This is a genomic window from Rhizobacter sp. P2_G4 (genome assembly GCF_056403575.1).
The window spans coordinates 23691-43994 of sequence record NZ_JBFUFG010000005.1 but is presented as its reverse complement, the minus strand read 5'-3'; the positions used below and the strand labels follow the sequence as shown (position 1 = coordinate 43994).

Genomic DNA, 20304 nt, shown 5'->3' with positions numbered 1-20304 from the left:
GCCGAGATCAGCTACCCCAGCTTTGACAAGGCCCGCTGCACTTCGCCGATGAAACGTCCATGGTCGAACTCGGCTTTGCCGACGATCTCGTGGATGTGGCCGTTGAGGTGCTCGCGGTCGCCGGGTGCGAGATCCTTTGCCGTCACGACGACGATGGGAATCTGCGCCGTGGCCGCGCTGCCTTTCAGCGCCTCGACGACGTCGAAGCCATTGACCTCCGGCATCTCAAGATCAAGCGTGATCAGGTCTGGCTTGTAGCGCTGCGCCAGCTCGATGCCTTCGCGCCCGCCAAGCGCCCGCAGCACGGTGTAGTCGCGCTGCTTGAGTTGCGTGGCCAGCAGTTCGACGGCACCGGCGTCATCATCGATCACGAGCACCGTGACGTCGCTGCCGCTGGTGTTCGCAAGACCCAGCCGCTGCAGCACCTTGCTCAGCGCATCCAGCCCGATGGGTTTTTGCAGCACCTGCGCCGCCCCGAGCGAAAAGCCCAGGCCATGGTCGGCCGCGATTGACACGACGACGACCGGCACGGCCTCCCACGCCGGCGTGGCCTTCAGGCGCGCGAGAAACTGCCAGCCGTCCATGTCGGGCAGCAGGATGTCGAGGGTGATGAGGTCGGGCGTGTACTGGCTCACCAGCGCCAGGGCCGCCTCAGCCGACGCGGCACGCCGCACGACGAAGCCGTTTTCCTCGAGCTGCGCCTGCATCAACGCTGCTGCGGCGTCGTTGTCTTCGACCACCAGCGCGGTGGGCCGCTTGGGCGCGACGGGCCGGGAGGTGTCGCCAGCCGCCTTGATGTCTTCGCGCCACGGCAACCACACGGTGAAGCAACTGCCGACGCCCGGCTCGCTCGTCACCGCCACCGTGCCGCCGTGGACCTCGGCCAGGCGATGCACCATCACCAAGCCCAGGCCGGTGCCTTCGACGTTGCGGGTGAGCGCATTCGGCACCTGCATGAAAGGCGCGAAGAGCTGGCTCAGGTCCTTGGCGGAAATGCCAATGCCAGTGTCGGACACCGAGATCTGGACGAAGCGCTCGTGCTCGCTCGGCGGCAGCGGCATGCGCAGGCCCTGGCCTTCGCCCGGCAAGGCGGTGGCGGCGCGCAGGCGGTTGACCTTCTCGGCCCGCAGCACGACCCGGCCATGGGCCGGCGTGAACTTCATCGCGTTGGACACGAGGTTGAACAAAATCTGCTTGAGTCGCCGCCGGTCCACGCGCAGCGTGCCCAGGGTCTCATGCGCGTCGAGCTCGAAGCGCACGCGCTTGGCCAGCGCCTGGCCGGACAGCAGCCCGAGCATGTCGGCAAGCGCAGCATCGAGGTCGACCACGTCGAGCGAAATATCGACCTTGCCGGCCTCGATCTTGGACAGGTCGAGGATGTCGTTGATCAGCGCAAGCAGGTGGTGCCCGCTCTGAAAGATGTGGTTGGCGAACCGGCGCTGCTTCTCTGCGTCGTCGGCCATGCCTTCCTTGAGCATGTCCGAGAAGCCGATGACGGCGTTGAGCGGCGTGCGCAACTCATGCGACATGTTGGCGAGAAATTCGGACTTGAGCCGCGTCTGATCGTTGAGCTCCCGGTTCTTCTCGCCGAGTTCGACATTCAGCAATTCGAGCCGGTCACTCAGGCCTTGAAGGTCGATCGCGCGCTGGTGTTCATGCGCATGGGCTTGCATCAGCCGGCCGTGCAGCAGGCCGTTCTCGATCAGCAGGACGCCGAGCACGAAGCTCGCGGCCAGCAGCCCGTAGACGCGGCCGGCGTAGAAGCCCAGGTCGAAACGCGCGCCGTTGAACATGGCCGACAGCGCGATGTCGAACAGCCATGCACACAGCACCACCATCAGCCACAGGTCGAGCACGGAGGAGTGCGCTCGCCGCCTGAACAACAGGGTCAGCGCGACCAGGCTCGCCGCCCACACCGTCGTGACGACGACGATCATCGTCGGCGTGTAGCGGTTGCCTTGCATGACGGCCGGCAGCTTGTCGTGACCCACCGTGGCGATCAAGGTGAACGCAATCACTGCAGCAGCAGCGGCCGCCACCGCGGCAACGATCACCCAGGCGGCCGACGTGCCAGAGGCCATCGCTTCACGCGGACTGTTGCGAAAGAGTGCGTAGGCCACCACGAACACCGGGAAGCCGCCGTGCCAGAACATGTACAGCCAGGCGGTGCTCTGCGGGCCGGCACCGAGCAGCCCGGTCGGCGCGAACAGCCCCGGAAAGCTGAGGCCGTGAGCGACGGTCACCAGGGCCGTGAAGACGTAGCCGGTGGCCAGCATCAGCACGGCCTTCGAGCGCCCGATGCGGAATTGCCCGAACAGCATCACCGCGGTGACCAGATCGCTGACGATCAGCGCCGACTCGTAGATCGGCATGAAGGCCCAGACCGGCGTCAGCGGCAGCTTGGCGAAGAAAACGGTGGCGGCAAAAATTACAAAGGAGCCGAGCACCACTGCCAACGCGAAGCGCCGCTCGACCGGCCCCGCAGGCCAGGTCGACAGAAACGTTGCAGCAGGAGGAGTCGGGCGAGCGTCTCGATCACTCACCATGCTTGTCATGGGTCGGATCAGAACAGATTCTTTGCGGCCGATCTACTGCGAGTCTTTACAGGTCCATGAAAAACGCCAGCAAGTTGCTGGCGTTTCGGAAGGGCAGAGAGGCCGGTTCAGGTTGGCTTGCGCTTCGCGGTGATGACCACGGTCTCCAGCACGATCACGGTTTTGGCTGCGCTTTGTGCCACTTGCGGTGCCGGAGCGGCCTGTTCCGTGAAGAGGCTCGAGGCGACGGCGGCGGTGCAACCGATCAGCAGTGCGAAGGTCAGGAAGGGGGCGAAGATGCGGTCGATCATGTTGGGCTCCAGCGGTTTGTTCGTTGCGTTGGAGTGAACTTTAGGCAGCGCCTCCCGCGCTGCCTACCGCATTGCGACGAACCGCCGGAACGGCGCGACGAAGCGCAATCTCCGCCGACAGCCCGCACTCAATCGACCAACCGCTTCAATCGACCAACCCGTTGAGCTTGGCGTATTGCAGCAGCATGATGGTCTTGCCGTCGCGGATGTCACCGCGTTCGACCATGGCGAGCGCCTCGTCGAGCGTGGGTTCGAGCACCTCGATGTCTTCGCCCTCGTGGTGCTCGCCGCCACCGGCCGACACCTTGTCGCGCGGCTCATAGGCACCGACGAAGAAGAACAGGCGCTCGGTGACCGAGCCCGGGCTCATGTAGGCCTCGAAGACCTTGCGCACGTCGGCGATGCGGTAGCCGGTTTCTTCTTCGGTCTCGCGCCGGATGCAGGTGGCTGGGTCGTCCTGGTCCAGCAGGCCGGCGCAGGTTTCGATCAGCATGCCGTCGGGCGTGCCGTTCACGAAGGCCGGGAAGCGGAACTGCCGCGTCAGCACGACCGTCTTGCGTTCGCGGTTGTAGAGCAGGATGGTCGCGCCGTTGCCGCGGTCGTAGGTCTCGCGGCTCTGGCGTTGCCAGCTGCCATCGTTGCGCTGGTAGTCGAAGGTGGTTTTCTTCAGCACGTACCAGTTGTCGGACAGCAGCTGCTCGTCGACGATGCGCACGCGTCCGCCTTCGCGCAGGGCCGGCGCACTCATGCCGCCACCTCGTCGAACGCGGCCGGCACGTCTTCGAGCCGGTGGTAGATGGCCGCACCATGGGCTTGCGCCAAGGCCACCATCTCGTCCGCCCCCTGCGAGGCACCGCCGATGCGCAAACAAGCATCGCAGCGTGCGACCAGGCGGCGCGCCAGCGGATGGAACACCTCGTTGAACACCGCGTCGCCGATCTCTCGCGAGCCGGCCAGTTCGATCAGCGGCAAGGCCAGCGCCTCACCGGTGAGCGGCACGTGGCCAGCGCGAAAGAGCTGCAGGGCCGCGGCCTGCATCGCGTGCAGGTTGGCCGCAATGCGCGCCGGGTCGTCGCCCGTGCCGGAGCGATAAGGCCCGGCCACCAGGATCATCAAGGGCTTCATGGGTTGCTTTCTTTGAACTGATCGAAGCGCGATATTTCGTGCAATCTCGTGCAATGTCAAGAATTTTCGTGCACACTGCCGGCATGCTCACCAAGCAGCGCAAGCAACTCATCCTGAGCCGCCTGAAGCAGGACGGGCAGATCGTCGCCGCCACGCTCAGCACCGAACTCGGCCTGTCGGAAGACACCATTCGCCGCGACCTGCGTGCGCTCGCAGCCGAAGGTCATCTGCAGCGCGTGCACGGCGGCGCCCTGCCCGCCTCGGCTGCGCTGGGCGACTTTGCGGCGCGCACGCAGGTCGAGCCCGCAGGCAAGCAGGCGATCGCCCGCGCAGCGGCTGCACTGGTGCGGCCTGGCCAGGTGGTGTTTCTCGACGGCGGCACGAGCTGCGAGCAGCTGGCGCTGCAGCTGCCTGCGACGCTCACTGCCACGGTCGTCACGCACAGCCCGACCATCGCGCTGGCACTGGTGCCGCACCCGCGCATCGAGGTCGTGCTGATCGGCGGGCGACTGTTCAAGCACTCGGTGGTGGCGGTGGGCGCGGCGGCACTGGAGAGCATTCGCCGCATCCACGCCGACACCTATTTCATGGGCGTGACGGGCGTGCACCCGCAGACGGGGCTCACCACCGGCGATCTGGAAGAGGCGCACATCAAACGCGCGCTGATGACGCAGTCGGCCGAGATCTGGGTGCTCGCGTCGAGCGAGAAGCTGAACGCGGCGTCGAACTGCGTGATCGCCCCTTGTACCGAGGCCACGGGGCTGATCGTCGAACGCAGCGTGCCCAAGCGCACGACGAGCGCTTTCGAGAAGCTTGGGCTCTCGGTGCTGCGTGCTTAAGCGCGCTTGAGCTCTGAGGCTAGGCCGCCGCCGATGCGACGGCCCAGGCCGATCAGCGTGTGCTGCCTTCGTTGGCGTTGTGGATGATCCAGATCAGGTTGCCTTCACCACCGGCCGGAAACCACCCGCCACCACCCGCGAAGATCAGCCGGCCTTGCCCTTTGTAGACCAGCTCGTGGCGGTGCCGGTCGGCACCGAAGTAAAACGGGATCCAGGCCTTGCCGTTCATGTAGCTGCCCTGGTCGCTGGGCGCACCGAGGATCTCGGTCGACTGCTTCATGCTCATGCCGATCTGTAGCTTGGTGAACTTGCTGTTGGCGGCGGGCTTGCCGGTGATCTCGCCGTCCCATTCGCCGACCTTCACCTTCTGCCCGTAGCCTGACTCGACCAGCTTGGAGTCGACGACCTGGCCTTGCGCGTTCATGCCGGGGCCGACCTTGCCGCTGGCAGGCGTGGTCTTGGCCGCTGCGGTGGCTGGAGCAGGCGCCGCTGCAGCAACGGGTGCCGACGTGCTGCTGGCACTGCCGCCCGTCTGGGCACATCCGGCTGCGAGGGCTGCGATGAACAAGGCCGAGAGGGCGTGCAGGCCGAGATGTCGATGGGTTTCGACGACGCGATTCATGTGAAGCTCCTTGAGAGTTTTGAGTTGGCGCAGAGCGCCATGTGCGTAGCGGCCGAGAGCTTGTCGCACGCAGGCCGAATCCGCAAGGCGTGGCACACTGCCGCCCGCCCGCGAGCCGCCACATTTCACGAACGATCCGACCACGCGCCCCATGAGCACCACCGAGATTTTCCTGATCGCGATGCTGATCATCTTCAGCGTGCCGTACCTGATCTGGCGCCTGGGTCGCACCGATTACTTCGCGCCGCTGGTGGTGGTGCAGAACGTCGCCGGCATCCTGCTTGGGCCGGGCATTCTTGGTGCGGTGCTTCCCGAGTTCCACCGCTTCGTTTTCAACGCGCCGGTGATCCAGGCGCTGAACGGCATTGCCTGGTGGGCCGTGATGCTGTTCGTGTGGATCGCCGGGGTGGAGCTCGATCTGCGCCAGGCCTGGGAGCACCGGCGAGAAAGCGGCATCACCGCAGGGCTCGCGCTTGGTGTGCCGCTGCTGCTGGGCAGCGCGGTGGCGGCCGTCATGGTGGCCTCGCCAGGATGGATCGGCGCCAAGGCGGAAAGCTGGCAGTTCGTGGTCGGCGTGGGCATGGCCTGCGCGGTGACGGCATTGCCGGTGTTGATCCTGCTGATGGAAAAGCTCGACGTGCTGCGCCAGCCCATCGGCCAGCGCATCCTGCGTTATTCGAGCGTGGACGACATCGCGATCTGGGCCGTGCTGGCCGCGATCCTGATGGACTGGTCGCGTGTGGGCAAGCAGGTCGCCTTCCTCGCCGCGTTCGCCGTGCTGGGCTGGGCGTTCCGCAAGCTGATGCAGCGCATTCCCGAACGCGACCGCTGGTACGCGAGCCTGATCTGGTTGGCCGCCTGCGGGCTGGGGGCCGACTGGTCGGGCTTGCACTTCATCGTCGGCGCCTTCTTGGCAGGCGCCATCATCGATGCGCACTGGTTCGACCAGAAGCAGCTCGATTCACTGCGGCACAACGTGCTGCTGGTCGTGGCACCGGTCTACTTCCTGAGCACCGGGCTGCGCACCAACTGGCAGGTCGGTGGGGCCTCGGTGTTCATCGCGGCGGGCGCGCTGCTGCTGGCCGCCGTGGCCGGCAAACTGATCGGTGTGCACATCGCTGGCAGGGTGTTGAAGTGGAAACCGGGCGAGAGCTCACTGATCGGCTGGTTCCTGCAGACCAAGGGCCTGGTGATGATCATCTTTGCCAACGTGCTGCTCGACAAGGCCATGATCACCGACGAGACATTTACCGCCCTGCTGCTGATGGCGGTGGGCAGCACCATGCTCACCACACCCATGGTCGCGCCCCGGCTCGCCAAGATGAAAGAAATCGTGTTCCGGTCGACGTGAATCGGGCATTTGCGGGCCCCGGCCGAGGGGCTTCAGCCAGAGGGGGTGCAATACAATCCGCGGCAGCTTCGCGAGGCGCTTCATGCCTGCGACACATGCCCGCCCTACCCTCTCGCCGGTTGCACGAAGTACCCCCATCAGTTGCATGAAATCATCTGCCTCCACTGATCTCGCTTCGCCGACCGACACGCTCACCGCCATTGCCCCCTTGACGTTCCGCCGGCTTCGGCTGGCCGACAAGACCTTGCCTTCGCAGGTGCTCGGTGGCCGCGGGGTGGGCGCGGCCCCCGATGCGCTCCAGACGCCGCTGATGGCGCCCGAAGGTGCCTTCTTCGATGCGTGGTCCAGCAGTGGCGAACTGCGCGAACGCCAGCACGGCTGCGTGCGCTACGTCACCGATGGGCACTGGCTGCACGGCTGTGCCGTCATCGACGAAAGCCGGCTCGGCATGCAGGCCAGCGCACAACGCGTGTATGCCGACCTGTTCGCCGTGCTTGCCGAGAACGAGTGCTCGCACCTGCTGCGCGTGTGGAACTACTTTGCCGACATCAACGCCGAGACCGGCGGCACCGAGCGCTACCGCCAGTTCAATGCCGGGCGCCAGCAGGCCTTCATCGAGGCGCAGCACAGCGCGTTCGACGGCTCGCCGGCCGCGTGCGCATTGGGCATGCACGGCGGGCCGCTGACGGTCAGCGTTCTAGCCGGGCGCCAGTCGCCGATCGCGATCGAAAACCCACGCCAGGTCAGCGCCTACCGCTACCCCGACACCTACGGCCCCCGTGCGCCGACCTTCTCGCGCGCGGCCGTGGCCGATGTCGGCGGTGACCGCAGCGTGCTGTTCATCTCGGGCACCGCGAGCATCGTGGGCCACGAGAGCATCCACCTGGGCGACATTCGCCGCCAGACCGAAGAGAGCCTGGCCAACATTGCGGCTGTGCGCGGCGCTGCCGAAACGCGCTCGGGGCTCGCGTTCCCGGCCGGCGAGATGATCTACACCGTGTATGTGCGCCGTGCGGAAGACCTGCCCGTCGTGCGCGAGGTGTTCGAGCGCAGCGTGGGCGCCGACAGCAGCGCAGCGCGCGAAGCGATCTACCTGAACGCGGACGTGTGCCGCGCCGAATTGCTGGTCGAGATCGAAGCCCACGGCTTCGCTCACACACGGAGCACCATTTGATCCGTCACCTTGTTGTTGCCGCAGCGCTGCTGGCGGTGAATGCCGCATCGTGGGCCCAGGCCCCCGTCGAAGCCGGCCCCGACATCGATACCGACGCGAAGCCACTCGTGCAGCGCCCACTGTGGGAGCTGGGCGTCGGCATATCGGGCTTGCGCCTGCCCGACTACCGCGGTTCGGACCAGAGCCACAGCTACCTGCTGCCCTTCCCGTACATCGTCTACCGCGGCAAGTGGCTCAAGTCGGACCGCGACGGCACACGCGCGATGCTGTTCGACTCGGAGGCGGTCAAGCTCGATCTGAGCCTCGGCGCCACCGTCCCCGCGCAGAGCAACGACAACGTGGCGCGCGAGGGCATGCCCGACCTGCCGGGCACCATCGAGATCGGCCCGAGCCTCAACCTCGCGCTGGCCCGCTCGGAACGCAAGCACTGGAAGCTCGATCTGCGCTTGCCGCTGCGTGCGGCCGTGACGCTGCAGCGCTCGCCGCGCTACGCCGGCCTCACCTTTTCGCCCAACCTGAACCTCGATGTCGTCGGGTCCGATGGTGGCTGGAACATGGGCATGCTCACCGGCCCGCTGTTCGCCAACCGCAAGAACCACCAGCTGTACTACGGCGTCGACGCGGCCTATGCCACGCCGGAACGCCGGGCCTATGAGGCCAGCGGTGGTTATGCCGGCTGGCAGACGATTGCCTCCACGTCGCGCCGCTTCGGCAACTTCTGGTTCGGTGGCTTCGCACGCTATGAAACCCTGCACGGCGCCACCTATGCCGACAGCCCACTGGTGCGCAAGAATTCAGCACTGACCGTGGGCTTTGGAATCTCGTGGGTTCTGCACACCTCGTCCGAGACCGTTCCGAGCGCGGATTGACCATGCAACACCGCAGCGCGAGGTGCTGATTGGGCTGGCTCAGACAACTGCTGGCGGGCACCGCTTTCTATCTGGCCTTGCTTCACCTGGGCGCGATGTCGCTGACCTGGAACATGGTCTGCTGGCTGATCTACCCGTTTTTGCCACGCCAGCACGGCATCGTGATCGGGCGTGCAGCCATCTCGTCGGTCTACCGCGGCTTCTGGGCCTGCCTGGAGTGGACGGGCGTGATGCGGCTCGATTACGCCGCACTCGACGTGCTGAGCCAGGACGCCGGTCTCATCATCGCGGCCAACCACCCGAGCGCACTCGACGCGCTGCTGGTCATCGCCAAGGTGCCGCGCGGCGTTTGCATCATGCGGGCGAGCCTGATGCGCAACCCCTTTCTCGGTGCCGGCGCGCGGCTGGCGCGCTACATCCGCAACGACCCGCCGAGCGGCATGGTGCGCAGCGCGGTAGAGAACCTCAAGGCAGGCGGCCAGCTCGTGATGTTCCCCGAGGGCACGCGCACCATCAACCCACCGATCAACCCCTTCCTGCCCGGCATGACGCTGATCGCGCACATGGCGCAGGTGCCCATCCAGACCGTCATCATCGAGACCGAGTCGCCTTACCTCGGCAAGGGCTGGCCGATCTGGAAGCCGCCGCATTTTCCGATGGTGTTTCGCGTGCGGTTGGGTGAACGCTTCGCACCCGATGCAGACCACAAAGGCTTGGGCAAGCGCATCGAGACCTACTTCGCCAACGAGCTGAGCCCATGAACGCGGGACCGAACGCCACGATGGCCGCATCCACCACGCACCTGCTGCTGATCCCGAGCTACAACACCGGCCCCACGGTATACGACACGGTGCGAGCGGCGCGCGCGCACTGGACGCCCGTGTGGGTGGTGACCGACGGCAGCACCGATGGCACGCCCGAAGGCCTGCGCAAGATGGCCACGGCCGACCCGGGCTTGAAGCTCATCGAGCTGCCCGTCAACGGCGGCAAGGGCGCGGCGCTGCTCCAGGGCCTGCATGCCGCGCGCATCGCCGGCTTCACCCATGTACTGACGATGGACTCCGATGGCCAGCACCCCGCGGAGTTGATTCCCTCGTTCATGGCGGCCTCAATGCAGCGGCCCGACACCATGGTGCTCGGGCGGCCGGTGTTCGACGCTTCGGCACCGCTGCTGCGCGTGCGTGGTCGGCGCGTCTCCAACTGGTGGACCAACCTCGAGACGCTGGGTGCCGGCATCGAGGATTCGCTCTACGGCTTTCGCGTCTACCCGGTGAATGACCTGATCGCCGTGATGCGGCGCCAGCCCTGGATGCGCCGCTTCGACTTCGACACCGAGGCCGTGGTGCGCCTGGCCTGGCGCGGCGTGAAGCCGGTCAACCTGCCCGCGCCGGTGAAGTACCTGTCGGCCGAGGAAGGCGGTGTTTCGCACTTTCGCTACGGCCGCGACAACGTACTGCTGAGCTGGATGCACTTTCGCCTGATGGTCGAGTTCGTGCTGCGCCTGCCGAGCCTGTTGCTGCGCCGCATGCGGCGTCGCCCGCCATTCCAGCCCTGACCATGGACCGCCCCGCGGCTTCGCCGGCCTGGACCACCGAACTCGGCTTTCGGATACGGCGCTATTTCTTCATCAAGACCTTCGGCATCACGGCCGCGACCTGGCTGTTCTTCATCGGTTATTTCTACCTGCTGCGTCACCCGGCTTACCCCGTGACCGTGATGCCGCTGACCGCGCTCGATCGGCTCATTCCGCTTCAGCCCGCCGCACTGGTCGCCTACCTGTCGCTGTGGCTGTACGTGGGTTTTGCCCCCGCGCTGCAGCGTACTTTTCTCGAGTTGATCGTCTACGGCTTGTGGATCGGCGCGATGTGCTTGACGGGTCTGGCGCTGTTCTATTTCTGGCCGACAGCCGTGCCGCCACGGCCGGTGGATGTCTCTGACTTCCCCGGTTTTGCGCTCATGCAGGGCATCGACCTGGCCGGCAACGCGTGCCCGTCGATGCATGTGGCCGCGGCCATCTTCACCGCCATCTGGGTCGATCACGTGCTGCGGTTGACCCACTCGCCGACGGTCTTGCGGGCCATCAACGCCGCCTGGTTTGTCGCAATTGCTTACTCAACGATGGCCGTCCGGCAGCACGTGGCGCTGGACGTCGCCGCCGGAGCGCTTTTGGGCGTGATTTTTGTCCTGCCTTCGCTGCATTGGCGCCCGGGCAAGGGGGGGTCCGTGGGGTCAGTCCCAGGGCAGCAGCGGATATCATCGGATGGCACACAAAAAGGCCGAAGCGACGGCCCACTTTGCCAACGGCATTTGCCGACAGTCGACACCGAGAGGGACGTTTCACGATGAGCTCGCTGAAGGAACTGCAGGATCTGATCCACGAGAAATACGGCATCGACATGTCAGAGCTCGACCCAAGTGCGTCCATGCGCGAGAAGGGCCTCGATTCGCTGGCGCTGGTCGAATTTCTCTTTGCAGTCGAAGACCATTTCCACATCAACCTGCCCGACGTCGATTCCAACGTCGATACGCTGGCGGAACTGGCGGTCGTGGTCGACAGGGTTCGGGCAGCCAAAGAAGCGGCATGAACACGCCGGGCCGTCTGAAGGGCGAACATCGGAGTGCGCTGCATGAACGCACTCCCATGAGCACCCTGACCGGCCGTCCGCAAGAAGGCGCCGTCCTGCTGGGCATGGCGGCATGCGGCGATTGGGGGCTCACGTGAGTTCCATCGCAGTCACCGGGCTGGGCCTCGTCACCTCGCATGGCGACTCCCCTGAAGCGGTGTTCGCCGCCATCATGCGCGGCGAATCGGCCGTGCAGCCGGTCTTCCCTGAACTGCCCAAGCCGGCCGCTGCGGCGACCGTTGCCTTCGATCAGTTGCGCTGGTTCACCAAGCTGCAGCTCGCCGGTGTAGACCGCGTCAGCCAGCTCGCGGTGGCTGCGGCCGATCTGGCGATGAAAGATGCCGGCATGGCCGCGGGCGACGCCGATCCCGAGCGCATTGGCGTTTACGCCGGTTGCGGCATGGGCGGCGCAGCCGCCCTGGAGGCAGCCTACCGCAGCGGCGGCCGTGTTCCGCCGCTGACCATTCCGGCCTTCATGCCCAACGCGCCCGCCGCCCACGTGGCGATGCGCCAGAAGGCGCTCGGCCCGGTGCTGACCTATTCGGTGGCCTGCGCCTCATCGGCCGTCGCGATTGCCGAAGCCGCCAAGGCCGTAGAGAGCGGCGAGGTCGATGTGGCCATTGCCGGCGGCACCGAGGCACTGATCGTCCCTGGCGTTGTACTCGCCTGGCAGGCGATGCAGACCCTGGCGAGTTTCAACCCGGGTGAAGCCGCGAACTCGGTGCGCCCGTTCTCGCTGGATCGCACCGGCTTTGCACTCGGCGAAGGCGCGGCCTTCGTCATCCTCGAATCGGCCGAACGCGCCCGCCGCCGCAACGCCCGCGTCTACGCCCAGCTCGCCGGCTGGGGCATCAGCTGCGATGCCACCCACCTCACCAAACCCGACGTGCCCGGACAGGCCCGTGCCTTGCGCGCCGCGCTGCGCCGTGCCGACCTGAAACCGCGCGACGTCGGCTACTGCAACGCGCACGGCACGGCCACGCGCATTGGCGACGTGATCGAACGCGATGCGCTGGCGGAGGTCTGGGGCAACGACCTCGACCACCTCAGCGTGAGCTCTACCAAGGCCTTGCATGGCCACCTGCTGGGTGCCGCCGGCGCGCTCGAAGCGGCCATCACGGTCCTGGCGCTGCAACATCGGCAGCTGCCACCGAATGCCCACTGCACCGAGATCGACCCGGCCTGCCGCATGAACCTGGTGACGCGCACCGGCGTCGCCGCACCTCAGCTCGAGGCTGCGTTGAGCAATTCGTTCGCCTTCGGCGGAACGAACGCGGTGCTGCTTTTCAAGCGCGCTTAAGCGTCTCCCGAGGGCCCCAGCTTCTGAGGCCGCCCCCGGGTGAGCGAAGCAACGCCTCCCTTCAAGCAACGCCCTCGGATCCGGCTTTGCCGGTCCGAAGGGGCGGCGCCCCTCGGGGGCTGAGCCCGGACATAAACAGTCCAGTGGACTGTTTATGCCTGGCGAAGAGCTGGGCCGCTGGCCCAGCGCGGCCTGCAAGGCGGAAGCGCAGCGACTGGGGGGCCGTCCTCAAGCCATGCCGCCGTTGATTGAGATCACTTGGCCGGTGATGTAGCCCGCGTCGGTCGACGCGAGGAACGCCACCAGCGCGGCCACCTCTTCGGCCTTGCCGGCGCGCTTCATCGGCACGAGGCTGTCGATCAGCTTCGGATCGAACGTGCCTTCCGCCATGCCTGAATCGATGATGCCGGGAGCCACCGCATTGACCGTGATGCCACGGCTCGCGAGTTCAAGCGAGAGCGCCTTGGTCGCGCTGTTGAGCGCGCCCTTCGCGGCGGCGTAGTTGACCTGCCCGCGGTTGCCGGTGAGCGCAGCCACCGACGAGATGTTGATGATGCGGCCCCAGCGGGTGCGGATCATCGGCATCGTGAGCGGCTGCGTCACGTTGAAGAAGCCGTTCACCGAGACGTCGATCACGCCTTGCCACTGCGCCTCTTGCAGCGCCGGAAAGGCGGCGTCGGCGTGCGTGCCGGCATTGTTGACGATCACCTGCACCGGCCCGGCTTCGAGCAGGCGCGCGCAGGCTGCATGGGCCGCGTTGCGGTCGGCCACATCGAAGGCCACAGCCTCCGCGCTGCCACCCGCTGCCTTGATGTCGGCAGCGAGGGCTTCAGCCACCGCGAGCCGGCTGTTGGCGTGGACGATCACGTGCAGGCCATCGCGCGCGAGGCGCAGTGCGATCGCGCGGCCCAGGCCGCCGCTGGCCCCGGTGACCAGCGCGCGTTTGGGTGTCGACGGGTTTGTTGTCATGAAGAGAGCGGTGTGTTGAGCACGACGGCCGCGCGCCCTTCGGCGATCGGGCTGCCGGCGTGGCTCACCGTGAAGGCGTAGAGGATCTGGCGTGCGTCACCCGCCTGGCGTGTGGCGGCGATGTGCAGCTCATCAAGGCCGTCTACGGCTGGCAAGTCGTCGAGCCGCAACACGTGCAATTGCACACCTCGCGCACTCGCGAGGAAGCCCGGGCTCGCGGACGTGCCGGCCTCCTGCCCGATCAGCGCGCCATGCAAGGCCATGGCCTGTGCGGCGTATTCGATCGCGCAGGGCGACAACAGGCCGCTGCGCGTACGCAGAGGGTGATCGGCGTCGCGGTGGTTCTCGGCGACGCAGACGATGCGTTGAGCGTCCCATTCGACCAGGCGCGCCAGCAGGCACATGCTGCCGCTGTGCGGAATCAGCGCGGCAATGCCTGCGTGCGCCAGCGTCTGCGGTGCGCTCAACGGATCACCTTGCGGTGGCTTGGCGCCCTCATGCCGTCTCGGGCTGCAACACCGGCTCCACATTCACCTGCAGGCCGAGGTCGGGCAGGTAGTCGATGGCGACAGCTTGCGACGTGCCTTGCGCAAGCGCCACCAGCAAGGGCAGCACGGCGGCCGCAGGAATGGCACGGCGCAGGGCGTCGAGCGATGCGTTCGGCAGCTCGGCCACGTTCTTCGCGCTGCCGAGGCTGATCGTGAGCGAAGCCAGCGAGCGATCGGTGGAAATGGCAGTGAACAGCAAGGCCGCGCCAAAGTGATCGGGCAGCGGCCGCGCGCTGTTCAGTGGTTCGGGATACGGCGAGTCGCTGGCCACCAGCAGCACGGGTTGGCCACTGGACCGAACGCTGATGGCGGCTTCGATCAAGCCGGCACCGAAGCTGCCGTCGAATGCACACAGGCTGGTCGACGACGCGCGGCTTGCGACCGCGATGTGCCAGGCTCCCGATGACGCGTTGTGAACGGAGTTGGTGAACTTGGTGGGCGACACCACCGGCGCTGGGGTCGCGAGCGCTTCGCACAGCGAGTGGCAGTTGGAGCACTCGCCGCTCGATGAAGAAAACACGGTTGCCAGCGTGGCGGGGTCCAAGTGCGCGTGAGCCACGGCCTCGTCGGCAACCGCCATCGCCAGCTTCACCGCAGCACCGGCACGCCGACGTTCGGCCGGTGGCAGGCGGGCCGGCAAGGGCAGCACCGTCGACGTGTTGGCATGCAGCTCGGTGCCGCGCAACACACCCAGCGACGCAGGCCACGCGTTCAGGCCCGGCCCCAGCAGGCCGATGCCCTGGACCCACACTTTCAGGTCGCTCATGGCTGCCCCTTGTCGAGCGTGACCTGGAATTCGGCGAACGTCATGCGGCACCTCCAAACACGAGGCTGGCGTTGGAGCCGCCGAAGCCGAACGAGTTCGACAGCACGCGGTGCACGCTGGCGTGTTGGTTGCGCTGCAGGTAGTTCAGCTTCAGTGAGGGGTCACGCTGTTGCACGTTCAGGCCCGCCGGCATCAGTCCGTTCTGAATGGCGAGCAGCGCGATCACGGCCTCGATGCCACCGGCCGCGCCCAGCGTGTGGCCGGTCGCGCCCTTGGTCGAACTGCAGGGGGTGCCAATGCCGAACACGGTGCTGACCGCGTTGTCTTCGGCCGCGTCGTTGCTCGGCGTGGCGGTGCCGTGCAGGTTGATGTAGTCGATGTCGGCGGCCTGCAGGCCTGCATCGGCCAGGGCACCGCGCATTGCCGCGATGGCGCCCAGGCCTTCTGGGTGCGGCGAACTCATGTGATAGCCGTCATTGCTTTCACCGACACCGAGCAGCCAGCCTTGCGGCGCCTGCTGCGGCTGGCGCTCGACCAGCGCAAATGCCGCGGCCTCGCCGATCGACAAGCCCTTGCGCGACCCGTCCCAGGGCCGGCAGATCTCGTCGGACAGCAGCTCGAGCGAGTTGAAGCCGTACAGCGTGGTCAGGCACAGGCTGTCGACTCCGCCGACCACGGCGGCATCGATCATGCCGGCTTCGATCATGCGTGCCGCGGTGCCGAACACCTTGGCACTGGACGAGCAGGCCGTCGACACGACCCAGCTGGGGCCGTGCAGCTGCAGCGCCTGCGTGGCGAAGGCGGCCACGGAATAGGTGTTCTGCGTCGGGCCGTACAGGAAGTCGGCCGGCAACGCGCCTTCAGGGCTGCGTCGGCGATAGGCCAGCTCGGTCTGCAGCAGCCCCGAGGTGCTGGTGCCGAGGAACACCGCCACACGGCCTTCCCCCCAGCGCGCCCGTGCGGTGGCCACGGCCTCGAGGAAACCGTCTTGCTGCAGGCCCAGCCATGCGAGGCGGTTGTTGCGGCAATCGAATTCCGCCAGCGAAGGCGGCAACGCGGTGGCGTCGACACCGGCGACCTCGCCAACCCAGGTGGGCAAGGGCAGATCCATGAAGGTGACCGGCGCCAGGCCGGTGCGTTGCGCCTGCAGGGCTTCGAGCGTCGCCGCTCGGCCGGGGCCCAGGGCGGTCGTCAGCGTGCAGGCCGATATGGCGAGGGGTGTCATGTAGTTGTTTCGACCTTGGCCACGAGCAACACGTTGGCAAACGGCGTGCCCTGCCCCATGGGCTGGCTGCGCACGACGAAGCCCAGCGCTTCGAGCTGGGCTGTCCAGTCGACCAGGCTGCGGCCGGATTGCTGGACCCGGCAACCGCGCAAGCGCGCGACGATTGCATCGACCCAGGTGCTGAACAGAAAACGGCGACGGGCCGATGCATCTCCCACACGCAGCAGCAGGCAGCCGTTCGCGGGCAATGCACGCCGCACGCGTGTGAGCACCTCGTTCTGCTCGGGCACGCTGATGTAGTGCAGCACGTCGAGAAGCACGACGGTGTCGGCCTCGGGGAACGGCGTGTGGCGCATGTCGCCGCAGACGAATTCGGCCGAGCCGCCGAGCGAGGCCTTGGCGCGCGCCACGTCGCGCGGTCGCAGCTCGATGCCGGTCACGCGGGTTGCGGTCGGCGCTGTGGCCCAGCCGCTGGGCCAGCGGCCTTGTTGTGCCGATGCCGTGCAGGCCCGCAGCAGGTTGGCAAGCAGACCCTGGCCGCAACCGATGTCGAGCACGCGCGCCTCGGGCGCGATCAGGCCCTGGCTCATGAGGTGCCGAAACACCGGGTCCATGCCCAGCTTGCCGCGCGCGAAACCCCAGGCGAATCGGTCAACCTTGCGGTAAGGGGCGCTGGCCGCATCGACCAGTGCGGACCAGTGCTCGCTGGCGTGCGCGGTGAGCGTCATGCCGTCGGCTCCACGCGCGCCGGCTGCAGGGCCTGCGGCAGCGTGACAGTGCGCAGCCCTGATTGCTCGATGCGCTTCAACAACGCAGGCAGCACCTCGAGTACCACCGGCTTGCCGCTCGGTGCACGCTCGGAATGGGCGTCATGCAGCAGCAGGATGTCACCGGCGCGCAGACCGCGTGTCAGCCGAGCCAGCACCTGCTGCGGGTTGGCCGTCACGGTGTCGAAGCCGCGACGCGTCCAGCTCACGAGCTGCAGGCCGACCTCGTGCARCACCGGCGCGAGGAACAGGTTTCGAAAGCCGGCTGGTGCGCGAAAGAAGACCGGTCGCTGCCCAGTGATCTGGCTCAGCGTGTCTTGCGCCTGCTGGATTTCGCGCGCAAAGGCACGCGGGCCGGAGAACGAGAACGCGTGCGAGTGCCGGTGGGTGTGGTTCTGCACGCTATGCCCACGCCGCACGATCTCGCGACACAGCTGTGGATGGGCCTGTGCGTTCTGCGCAATGCAGAAGAAGGTGGCACGGGCGCGGTGCGCATCGAGCAGATCGAGCACCGCTGGCGTGACCGCCGGATCGGGGCCGTCGTCGATCGTGATCGAGACTTCGCCCCGCGCGGCCGCCGCTTCGGGCAGCCGGCGAATGTTGGGGCCGAGCCAGGTCGAGCGAGGCAGCAGGCCGGCCGCAGTGAGTGCGGCATGGTTGAGCACCACGGCGCCCGCTGCCCAGGGCCACAGCGAGGGCTCGGCCAGTGCCACCAGGCCGGCGCCGACGTGGCACGCCACGCTGGCTTTCACCAACAGCGGCGCATGCCAGCGCTGGGGGCTGGAGTCGAGCGTCGTGGGGGTGGAAGACTGCATGCTGGTGCGGCTGAAGCGAGGCTGATTTTTGCACAAGGGTCCTCGGGCGGCCCCTTGGGAATCACCGCCTTGGCGAGGGGATGAACGCGGCCGACAGCAGCAGGCTGAGCAGAATGCCCGGCGCCACGATCTGCCCCACCGCAAACAGCGCCGGGATGCTAGAAAACGCCAGCAGGCAGAACGAAATCACGGCGGTGAGGTTGGCCAGCGCGAGTGAAGCCATGGTGTCGTTGTCGACGGCTGTCGAGATGTCGGCCGGCAGGGCCTCTTGCTGGCTGCGGATCTGGTCGAAGAAGAGCGCGTAGTTGGAGCCGATGGCGACCGTGAGGAGCAGCCCCACGAGGTGCAGGATGCCGAGCGCCACGCCGCTCGCGCTCATCACTGCCAGCACGATCAGCACGGCACCGGCGATCGGCTGAGCGATGCGCAACAGCCGCTTCCATGAGCGCAGGTGCAGCGCCAGTAGCACGCACACCGCCAACGCGCCCAGCAGCGCCTGGATCGTGGCTTCATGCAGATAGCGCTGGTAGAGCGAACCCAGTTCGTCGCCGATGTTGACGACCTGCGTGCCGGGCAGGTCGGCCAGGGCGGTCCGCAGCTTCGCCACATCCGCGCCTGCACCACCCGCCTGGACGCTGAGCAACGCCCGCCACGGGTGCGACCCGCTGCCCGGCAGCAACTGGGCCGACAACGCCGAGGCGAGAGGTGTGCCTTTTAGCGAAGCGAGTGTGAGCAATGGCTGTTGGCGCGCCGCCTGCACGTCGGCAACAAAGCCACCCAGGCGCCGCGCCGGCAAGGGGCCTTCGGCCGTGGCCTGGACCAGGCTTTCCATCAGCGTGGGCGCATCGGGCAGCGCGTCGCGGCGCTTCTGCTGCGTCGCCGGGCTGGGCAGGATGCGGGCCGGCGATTCGTAGCCGGTGATGACGCCGGCCTCGATCAGCCGGTCGAGCCGCGCGCCGGCGGCTTCGGCCTGGGCCAGCACACCGGCTTCGTCGGCCGCCGAGACCGCCACGATGGTGCCGGTCTCGGTGGCGCCCACGTCGGCGCGCAAGTCGGCATCGAGCTTCATCTTCTCGGCGCCGACCGGGCTCAGCGAAGACAGGCTGCCGTGCCATGCCGAAGGAAGCCATGCGAGTGCGGCGGCAGAGACCACGACAACCGCGGCCAACGGCCAGCGTGCACGCGGCAAGTAGGCTGTGCACCAGCCGACGAACCGGCCGAGTTGCTGGCGAAGCCCGGTACCGGGCGCGCCATCGGGTGCGAGCACCGGAAACACATACCGCGTGGTCAAGGCCGCTGCGGCCAAACCGCCCACCGAGAACAGGCCCAGCTGGGCCAAGCCGGGGAAGCCCGAGAACAGCAGGGCTGCAAAGCCGCACACCGAGGTCAGCAGCCCGAGCCGCACGGTGGGCCAGTTGTCGGCGATCCACTGCCGAGCGCCGGCGCCCTTGGGCGCTCCCGGCCGAGAGCGCGCCTGGATCAGGTAGTAGATGGCGTAGTCGACCGCCTCGCCGATCAGCGTGGTCCCAAAGCCCAGCGTGATGCCGTGCACGTTGCCGAACGCAAGGCTCACCACCGCGATGCCCGCGAGCACGCCACACGCCACCGGCAGCAGCGCGCTCGCCAGCGTCCGCAGCGAGCCACCAAAGGCCAGCAGCAGGATGCCGATGATCGCCACACCGCCGGCGATGGCGAGCCGCTCGACCTCGTGCTTGATCTGCGCCCGCGAAGCCACCGCGAAGGTGCCCGAGCCCGACACCACGAGCTGCAGCCCTTGGGCCGCGAGCGGCGCAAAGCTCTCGCGCACAGTTTGCAAGGCGCGCTCTTGCGCGTCGAGGTCGGCGCCTGCGGCCTGGGTGGTGGCGATCAGCACGGCGCGGCTCGCATTGCGCGAGACCCACACACCGCCTTCGCTGCGCGGCGCCTGCGTCGGCAGCATGCTTTCGGCCATGCGCACCGTCTCGCCGGTCGGGTCGCGCAGGATCACCGACTTGATGGCGCCGCCCGCGGGCGTGCCCAGCAGCGAGGTCGATTCATCGATCGCCGCGCGCAGGCCTTCGGCCGTGAAGCGCTGAGCGTCGACCGCCGGGCTCAGCAGGTAGCGATGCTCGAACAGGAACTTGCCGGTGGCAGCGAACTGCGAGTTGTCGCCGTTGTGCACCGCCTCGAATGCGCCGCTCTTGCGCAGCGCCTGGGCGAGCTGCAGCGAAGCCTTGCTGCGCGCCTCTTGTGTGCCGCCTTCGATGCCGATCAGCACCAACCGCGCGGCCACGCCGGTGCGCAGTTGGTCGAGCAGCACGGCCTGCTCGGCACTGGGCGTCGACGGCAAAAACGCCGACAGGTCGGCCACGTAGGTCGTGCGCCAGGTGATGCCGATCGCAGCCAGCACGCACAGCAGCCACACGGCCAGCGCGCCGCGCCTCGCGAATGCGCCGCTGCGCACCGGGGTGTCGGACATCGTTCTG

Annotated in this window: 22 protein-coding genes; 10 read left to right on the top strand and 12 right to left on the bottom strand. The window is 67.3% G+C overall.

Going from position 1 to position 20304, the window contains the following annotated elements; genetic code table 11:
- Window positions 1-11 precede the first annotated feature (11 nt).
- The 4 genes from AC1DYS_RS19115 to AC1DYS_RS19100 form a co-directional block, all read right to left on the bottom strand.
- Entirely contained in the window at window positions 12-2555 is a 2544-nt protein-coding gene (locus tag AC1DYS_RS19115) for a response regulator (protein ID WP_477902019.1), read from the bottom strand.
- A gap of 107 nt (window positions 2556-2662) precedes the next feature.
- Complete coding sequence (locus tag AC1DYS_RS19110; protein ID WP_477902017.1) at window positions 2663-2845, bottom strand: hypothetical protein; 183 nt, start codon at window positions 2843-2845, stop codon at window positions 2663-2665.
- Between the two features lie 145 nt (window positions 2846-2990).
- Complete coding sequence (gene nudK / locus AC1DYS_RS19105; RefSeq protein ID WP_477902015.1) at window positions 2991-3593, bottom strand: GDP-mannose pyrophosphatase NudK; 603 nt, start codon at window positions 3591-3593, stop codon at window positions 2991-2993.
- Window positions 3590-3970 (bottom strand): DUF4406 domain-containing protein, encoded by a 381-nt coding sequence (locus tag AC1DYS_RS19100; protein ID WP_477902013.1) that lies wholly within the window; start codon window positions 3968-3970, stop codon window positions 3590-3592. The genes nudK and AC1DYS_RS19100 overlap by 4 nt, the downstream gene beginning before the upstream one ends.
- An 83-nt stretch (window positions 3971-4053) precedes the next feature.
- Between AC1DYS_RS19100 and AC1DYS_RS19095 the strand changes: the two genes are divergently transcribed.
- The gene (locus tag AC1DYS_RS19095; RefSeq protein WP_477902690.1) at window positions 4054-4809 is read left to right on the top strand and encodes a DeoR/GlpR family DNA-binding transcription regulator; all 756 of its coding nucleotides are present in this window, start codon (window positions 4054-4056) and stop codon (window positions 4807-4809) included.
- A 52-nt stretch (window positions 4810-4861) separates the two neighbouring features.
- Here AC1DYS_RS19095 and AC1DYS_RS19090 read toward each other — a convergent pair whose 3' ends face one another.
- Window positions 4862-5431 (bottom strand): hypothetical protein, encoded by a 570-nt coding sequence (locus AC1DYS_RS19090; RefSeq protein WP_477902011.1) that lies wholly within the window; start codon window positions 5429-5431, stop codon window positions 4862-4864.
- 151 nt (window positions 5432-5582) lie between these two features.
- On the opposite strand from AC1DYS_RS19090, the gene AC1DYS_RS19085 reads away from it, so the two are divergent.
- The 9 genes from AC1DYS_RS19085 (at window position 5583) to AC1DYS_RS19045 (ending at window position 12749) form a co-directional block, all read left to right on the top strand.
- Entirely contained in the window at window positions 5583-6782 is a 1200-nt protein-coding gene (locus AC1DYS_RS19085) for a cation:proton antiporter (protein WP_477902009.1), read from the top strand.
- Window positions 6783-6927: 145 nt separating this feature from the next.
- The gene (locus AC1DYS_RS19080; RefSeq protein ID WP_477902007.1) at window positions 6928-7956 is read left to right on the top strand and encodes a chorismate transformation FkbO/Hyg5 family protein; all 1029 of its coding nucleotides are present in this window, start codon (window positions 6928-6930) and stop codon (window positions 7954-7956) included.
- Window positions 7953-8825, top strand: a complete 873-nt coding sequence (locus AC1DYS_RS19075; protein ID WP_477902005.1) for a MipA/OmpV family protein — start codon at window positions 7953-7955, stop codon at window positions 8823-8825. The genes AC1DYS_RS19080 and AC1DYS_RS19075 overlap by 4 nt, the downstream gene beginning before the upstream one ends.
- A 29-nt stretch (window positions 8826-8854) precedes the next feature.
- Window positions 8855-9586: a lysophospholipid acyltransferase family protein gene (locus tag AC1DYS_RS19070; protein WP_477902003.1), complete on the top strand. Its 732-nt coding sequence runs from the start codon at window positions 8855-8857 to the stop codon at window positions 9584-9586.
- A complete protein-coding gene (locus AC1DYS_RS19065) occupies window positions 9583-10380 on the top strand; it encodes a glycosyltransferase family 2 protein (protein ID WP_477902001.1) in 798 nt (265 codons plus the stop codon). The genes AC1DYS_RS19070 and AC1DYS_RS19065 overlap by 4 nt, the downstream gene beginning before the upstream one ends.
- Window positions 10381-10382: 2 nt before the next feature.
- Window positions 10383-11171 carry a phosphatase PAP2 family protein gene (locus AC1DYS_RS19060; RefSeq protein WP_477901999.1) on the top strand — a complete coding sequence of 263 codons (789 nt, stop codon included), beginning with the start codon at window positions 10383-10385 and terminating at the stop codon, window positions 11169-11171.
- The gene (locus AC1DYS_RS19055; protein WP_047489233.1) at window positions 11168-11410 is read left to right on the top strand and encodes an acyl carrier protein; all 243 of its coding nucleotides are present in this window, start codon (window positions 11168-11170) and stop codon (window positions 11408-11410) included. Before AC1DYS_RS19060 ends, AC1DYS_RS19055 begins: the two co-directional genes overlap by 4 nt.
- Window positions 11407-11547 carry a hypothetical protein gene (locus tag AC1DYS_RS19050; protein ID WP_477901997.1) on the top strand — a complete coding sequence of 47 codons (141 nt, stop codon included), beginning with the start codon at window positions 11407-11409 and terminating at the stop codon, window positions 11545-11547. Before AC1DYS_RS19055 ends, AC1DYS_RS19050 begins: the two co-directional genes overlap by 4 nt.
- Window positions 11544-12749, top strand: a complete 1206-nt coding sequence (locus tag AC1DYS_RS19045) for a beta-ketoacyl-[acyl-carrier-protein] synthase family protein (protein ID WP_477901995.1) — start codon at window positions 11544-11546, stop codon at window positions 12747-12749. Before AC1DYS_RS19050 ends, AC1DYS_RS19045 begins: the two co-directional genes overlap by 4 nt.
- A 228-nt stretch (window positions 12750-12977) precedes the next feature.
- Here the strand turns inward: AC1DYS_RS19045 and fabG are convergent, their stop codons facing one another.
- The 7 genes from fabG to AC1DYS_RS19010 all read right to left on the bottom strand — a co-directional run bounded on the left by fabG (window position 12978) and on the right by AC1DYS_RS19010 (window position 20297).
- Entirely contained in the window at window positions 12978-13718 is a 741-nt protein-coding gene (fabG, locus tag AC1DYS_RS19040) for a 3-oxoacyl-ACP reductase FabG (protein ID WP_477901993.1), read from the bottom strand.
- Entirely contained in the window at window positions 13715-14185 is a 471-nt protein-coding gene (locus AC1DYS_RS19035; RefSeq protein ID WP_477901991.1) for a hotdog family protein, read from the bottom strand. The genes fabG and AC1DYS_RS19035 overlap by 4 nt, the downstream gene beginning before the upstream one ends.
- Window positions 14186-14213: 28 nt before the next feature.
- Window positions 14214-15032 (bottom strand): beta-ketoacyl synthase chain length factor, encoded by an 819-nt coding sequence (locus tag AC1DYS_RS19030; protein WP_477901989.1) that lies wholly within the window; start codon window positions 15030-15032, stop codon window positions 14214-14216.
- Between the two features lie 40 nt (window positions 15033-15072).
- Window positions 15073-16257 carry a beta-ketoacyl-[acyl-carrier-protein] synthase family protein gene (locus AC1DYS_RS19025; protein ID WP_477901987.1) on the bottom strand — a complete coding sequence of 395 codons (1185 nt, stop codon included), beginning with the start codon at window positions 16255-16257 and terminating at the stop codon, window positions 15073-15075.
- Window positions 16254-16985 (bottom strand): class I SAM-dependent methyltransferase, encoded by a 732-nt coding sequence (locus tag AC1DYS_RS19020; RefSeq protein ID WP_477901985.1) that lies wholly within the window; start codon window positions 16983-16985, stop codon window positions 16254-16256. The genes AC1DYS_RS19025 and AC1DYS_RS19020 overlap by 4 nt, the downstream gene beginning before the upstream one ends.
- Complete coding sequence (locus AC1DYS_RS19015) at window positions 16982-17839, bottom strand: polysaccharide deacetylase family protein (protein ID WP_477901983.1); 858 nt, start codon at window positions 17837-17839, stop codon at window positions 16982-16984. Before AC1DYS_RS19015 ends, AC1DYS_RS19020 begins: the two co-directional genes overlap by 4 nt.
- Window positions 17840-17900: 61 nt before the next feature.
- Window positions 17901-20297, bottom strand: coding sequence for an MMPL family transporter (locus AC1DYS_RS19010; RefSeq protein WP_477901981.1), 2397 nt, complete (start codon window positions 20295-20297; stop codon window positions 17901-17903).
- Between the last annotated feature and the right edge of the window lie 7 nt (window positions 20298-20304).

Bases quoted from the DNA above. Each gene is read 5' to 3' on its own strand.
- AC1DYS_RS19115 (WP_477902019.1), bottom strand. From the start codon at position 2,555: ATGACAAGCATGGTGAGTGATCGAGACGCTCGCCCGACTCCTCCTGCT.
- AC1DYS_RS19110 (WP_477902017.1), bottom strand. From the start codon at position 2,845: ATGATCGACCGCATCTTCGCCCCCTTCCTGACCTTCGCACTGCTGATC.
- nudK (WP_477902015.1), bottom strand. From the start codon at position 3,593: ATGAGTGCGCCGGCCCTGCGCGAAGGCGGACGCGTGCGCATCGTCGAC.
- AC1DYS_RS19100 (WP_477902013.1), bottom strand. From the start codon at position 3,970: ATGAAGCCCTTGATGATCCTGGTGGCCGGGCCTTATCGCTCCGGCACG.
- AC1DYS_RS19095 (WP_477902690.1), top strand. From the start codon at position 4,054: ATGCTCACCAAGCAGCGCAAGCAACTCATCCTGAGCCGCCTGAAGCAG.
- AC1DYS_RS19090 (WP_477902011.1), bottom strand. From the start codon at position 5,431: ATGAATCGCGTCGTCGAAACCCATCGACATCTCGGCCTGCACGCCCTC.
- AC1DYS_RS19085 (WP_477902009.1), top strand. From the start codon at position 5,583: ATGAGCACCACCGAGATTTTCCTGATCGCGATGCTGATCATCTTCAGC.
- AC1DYS_RS19080 (WP_477902007.1), top strand. From the start codon at position 6,928: ATGAAATCATCTGCCTCCACTGATCTCGCTTCGCCGACCGACACGCTC.
- AC1DYS_RS19065 (WP_477902001.1), top strand. From the start codon at position 9,583: ATGAACGCGGGACCGAACGCCACGATGGCCGCATCCACCACGCACCTG.
- AC1DYS_RS19060 (WP_477901999.1), top strand. From the start codon at position 10,383: ATGGACCGCCCCGCGGCTTCGCCGGCCTGGACCACCGAACTCGGCTTT.
- AC1DYS_RS19055 (WP_047489233.1), top strand. From the start codon at position 11,168: ATGAGCTCGCTGAAGGAACTGCAGGATCTGATCCACGAGAAATACGGC.
- AC1DYS_RS19050 (WP_477901997.1), top strand. From the start codon at position 11,407: ATGAACACGCCGGGCCGTCTGAAGGGCGAACATCGGAGTGCGCTGCAT.
- fabG (WP_477901993.1), bottom strand. From the start codon at position 13,718: ATGACAACAAACCCGTCGACACCCAAACGCGCGCTGGTCACCGGGGCC.
- AC1DYS_RS19030 (WP_477901989.1), bottom strand. From the start codon at position 15,032: ATGAGCGACCTGAAAGTGTGGGTCCAGGGCATCGGCCTGCTGGGGCCG.
- AC1DYS_RS19025 (WP_477901987.1), bottom strand. From the start codon at position 16,257: ATGACACCCCTCGCCATATCGGCCTGCACGCTGACGACCGCCCTGGGC.
- AC1DYS_RS19020 (WP_477901985.1), bottom strand. From the start codon at position 16,985: ATGACGCTCACCGCGCACGCCAGCGAGCACTGGTCCGCACTGGTCGAT.
- AC1DYS_RS19010 (WP_477901981.1), bottom strand. From the start codon at position 20,297: ATGTCCGACACCCCGGTGCGCAGCGGCGCATTCGCGAGGCGCGGCGCG.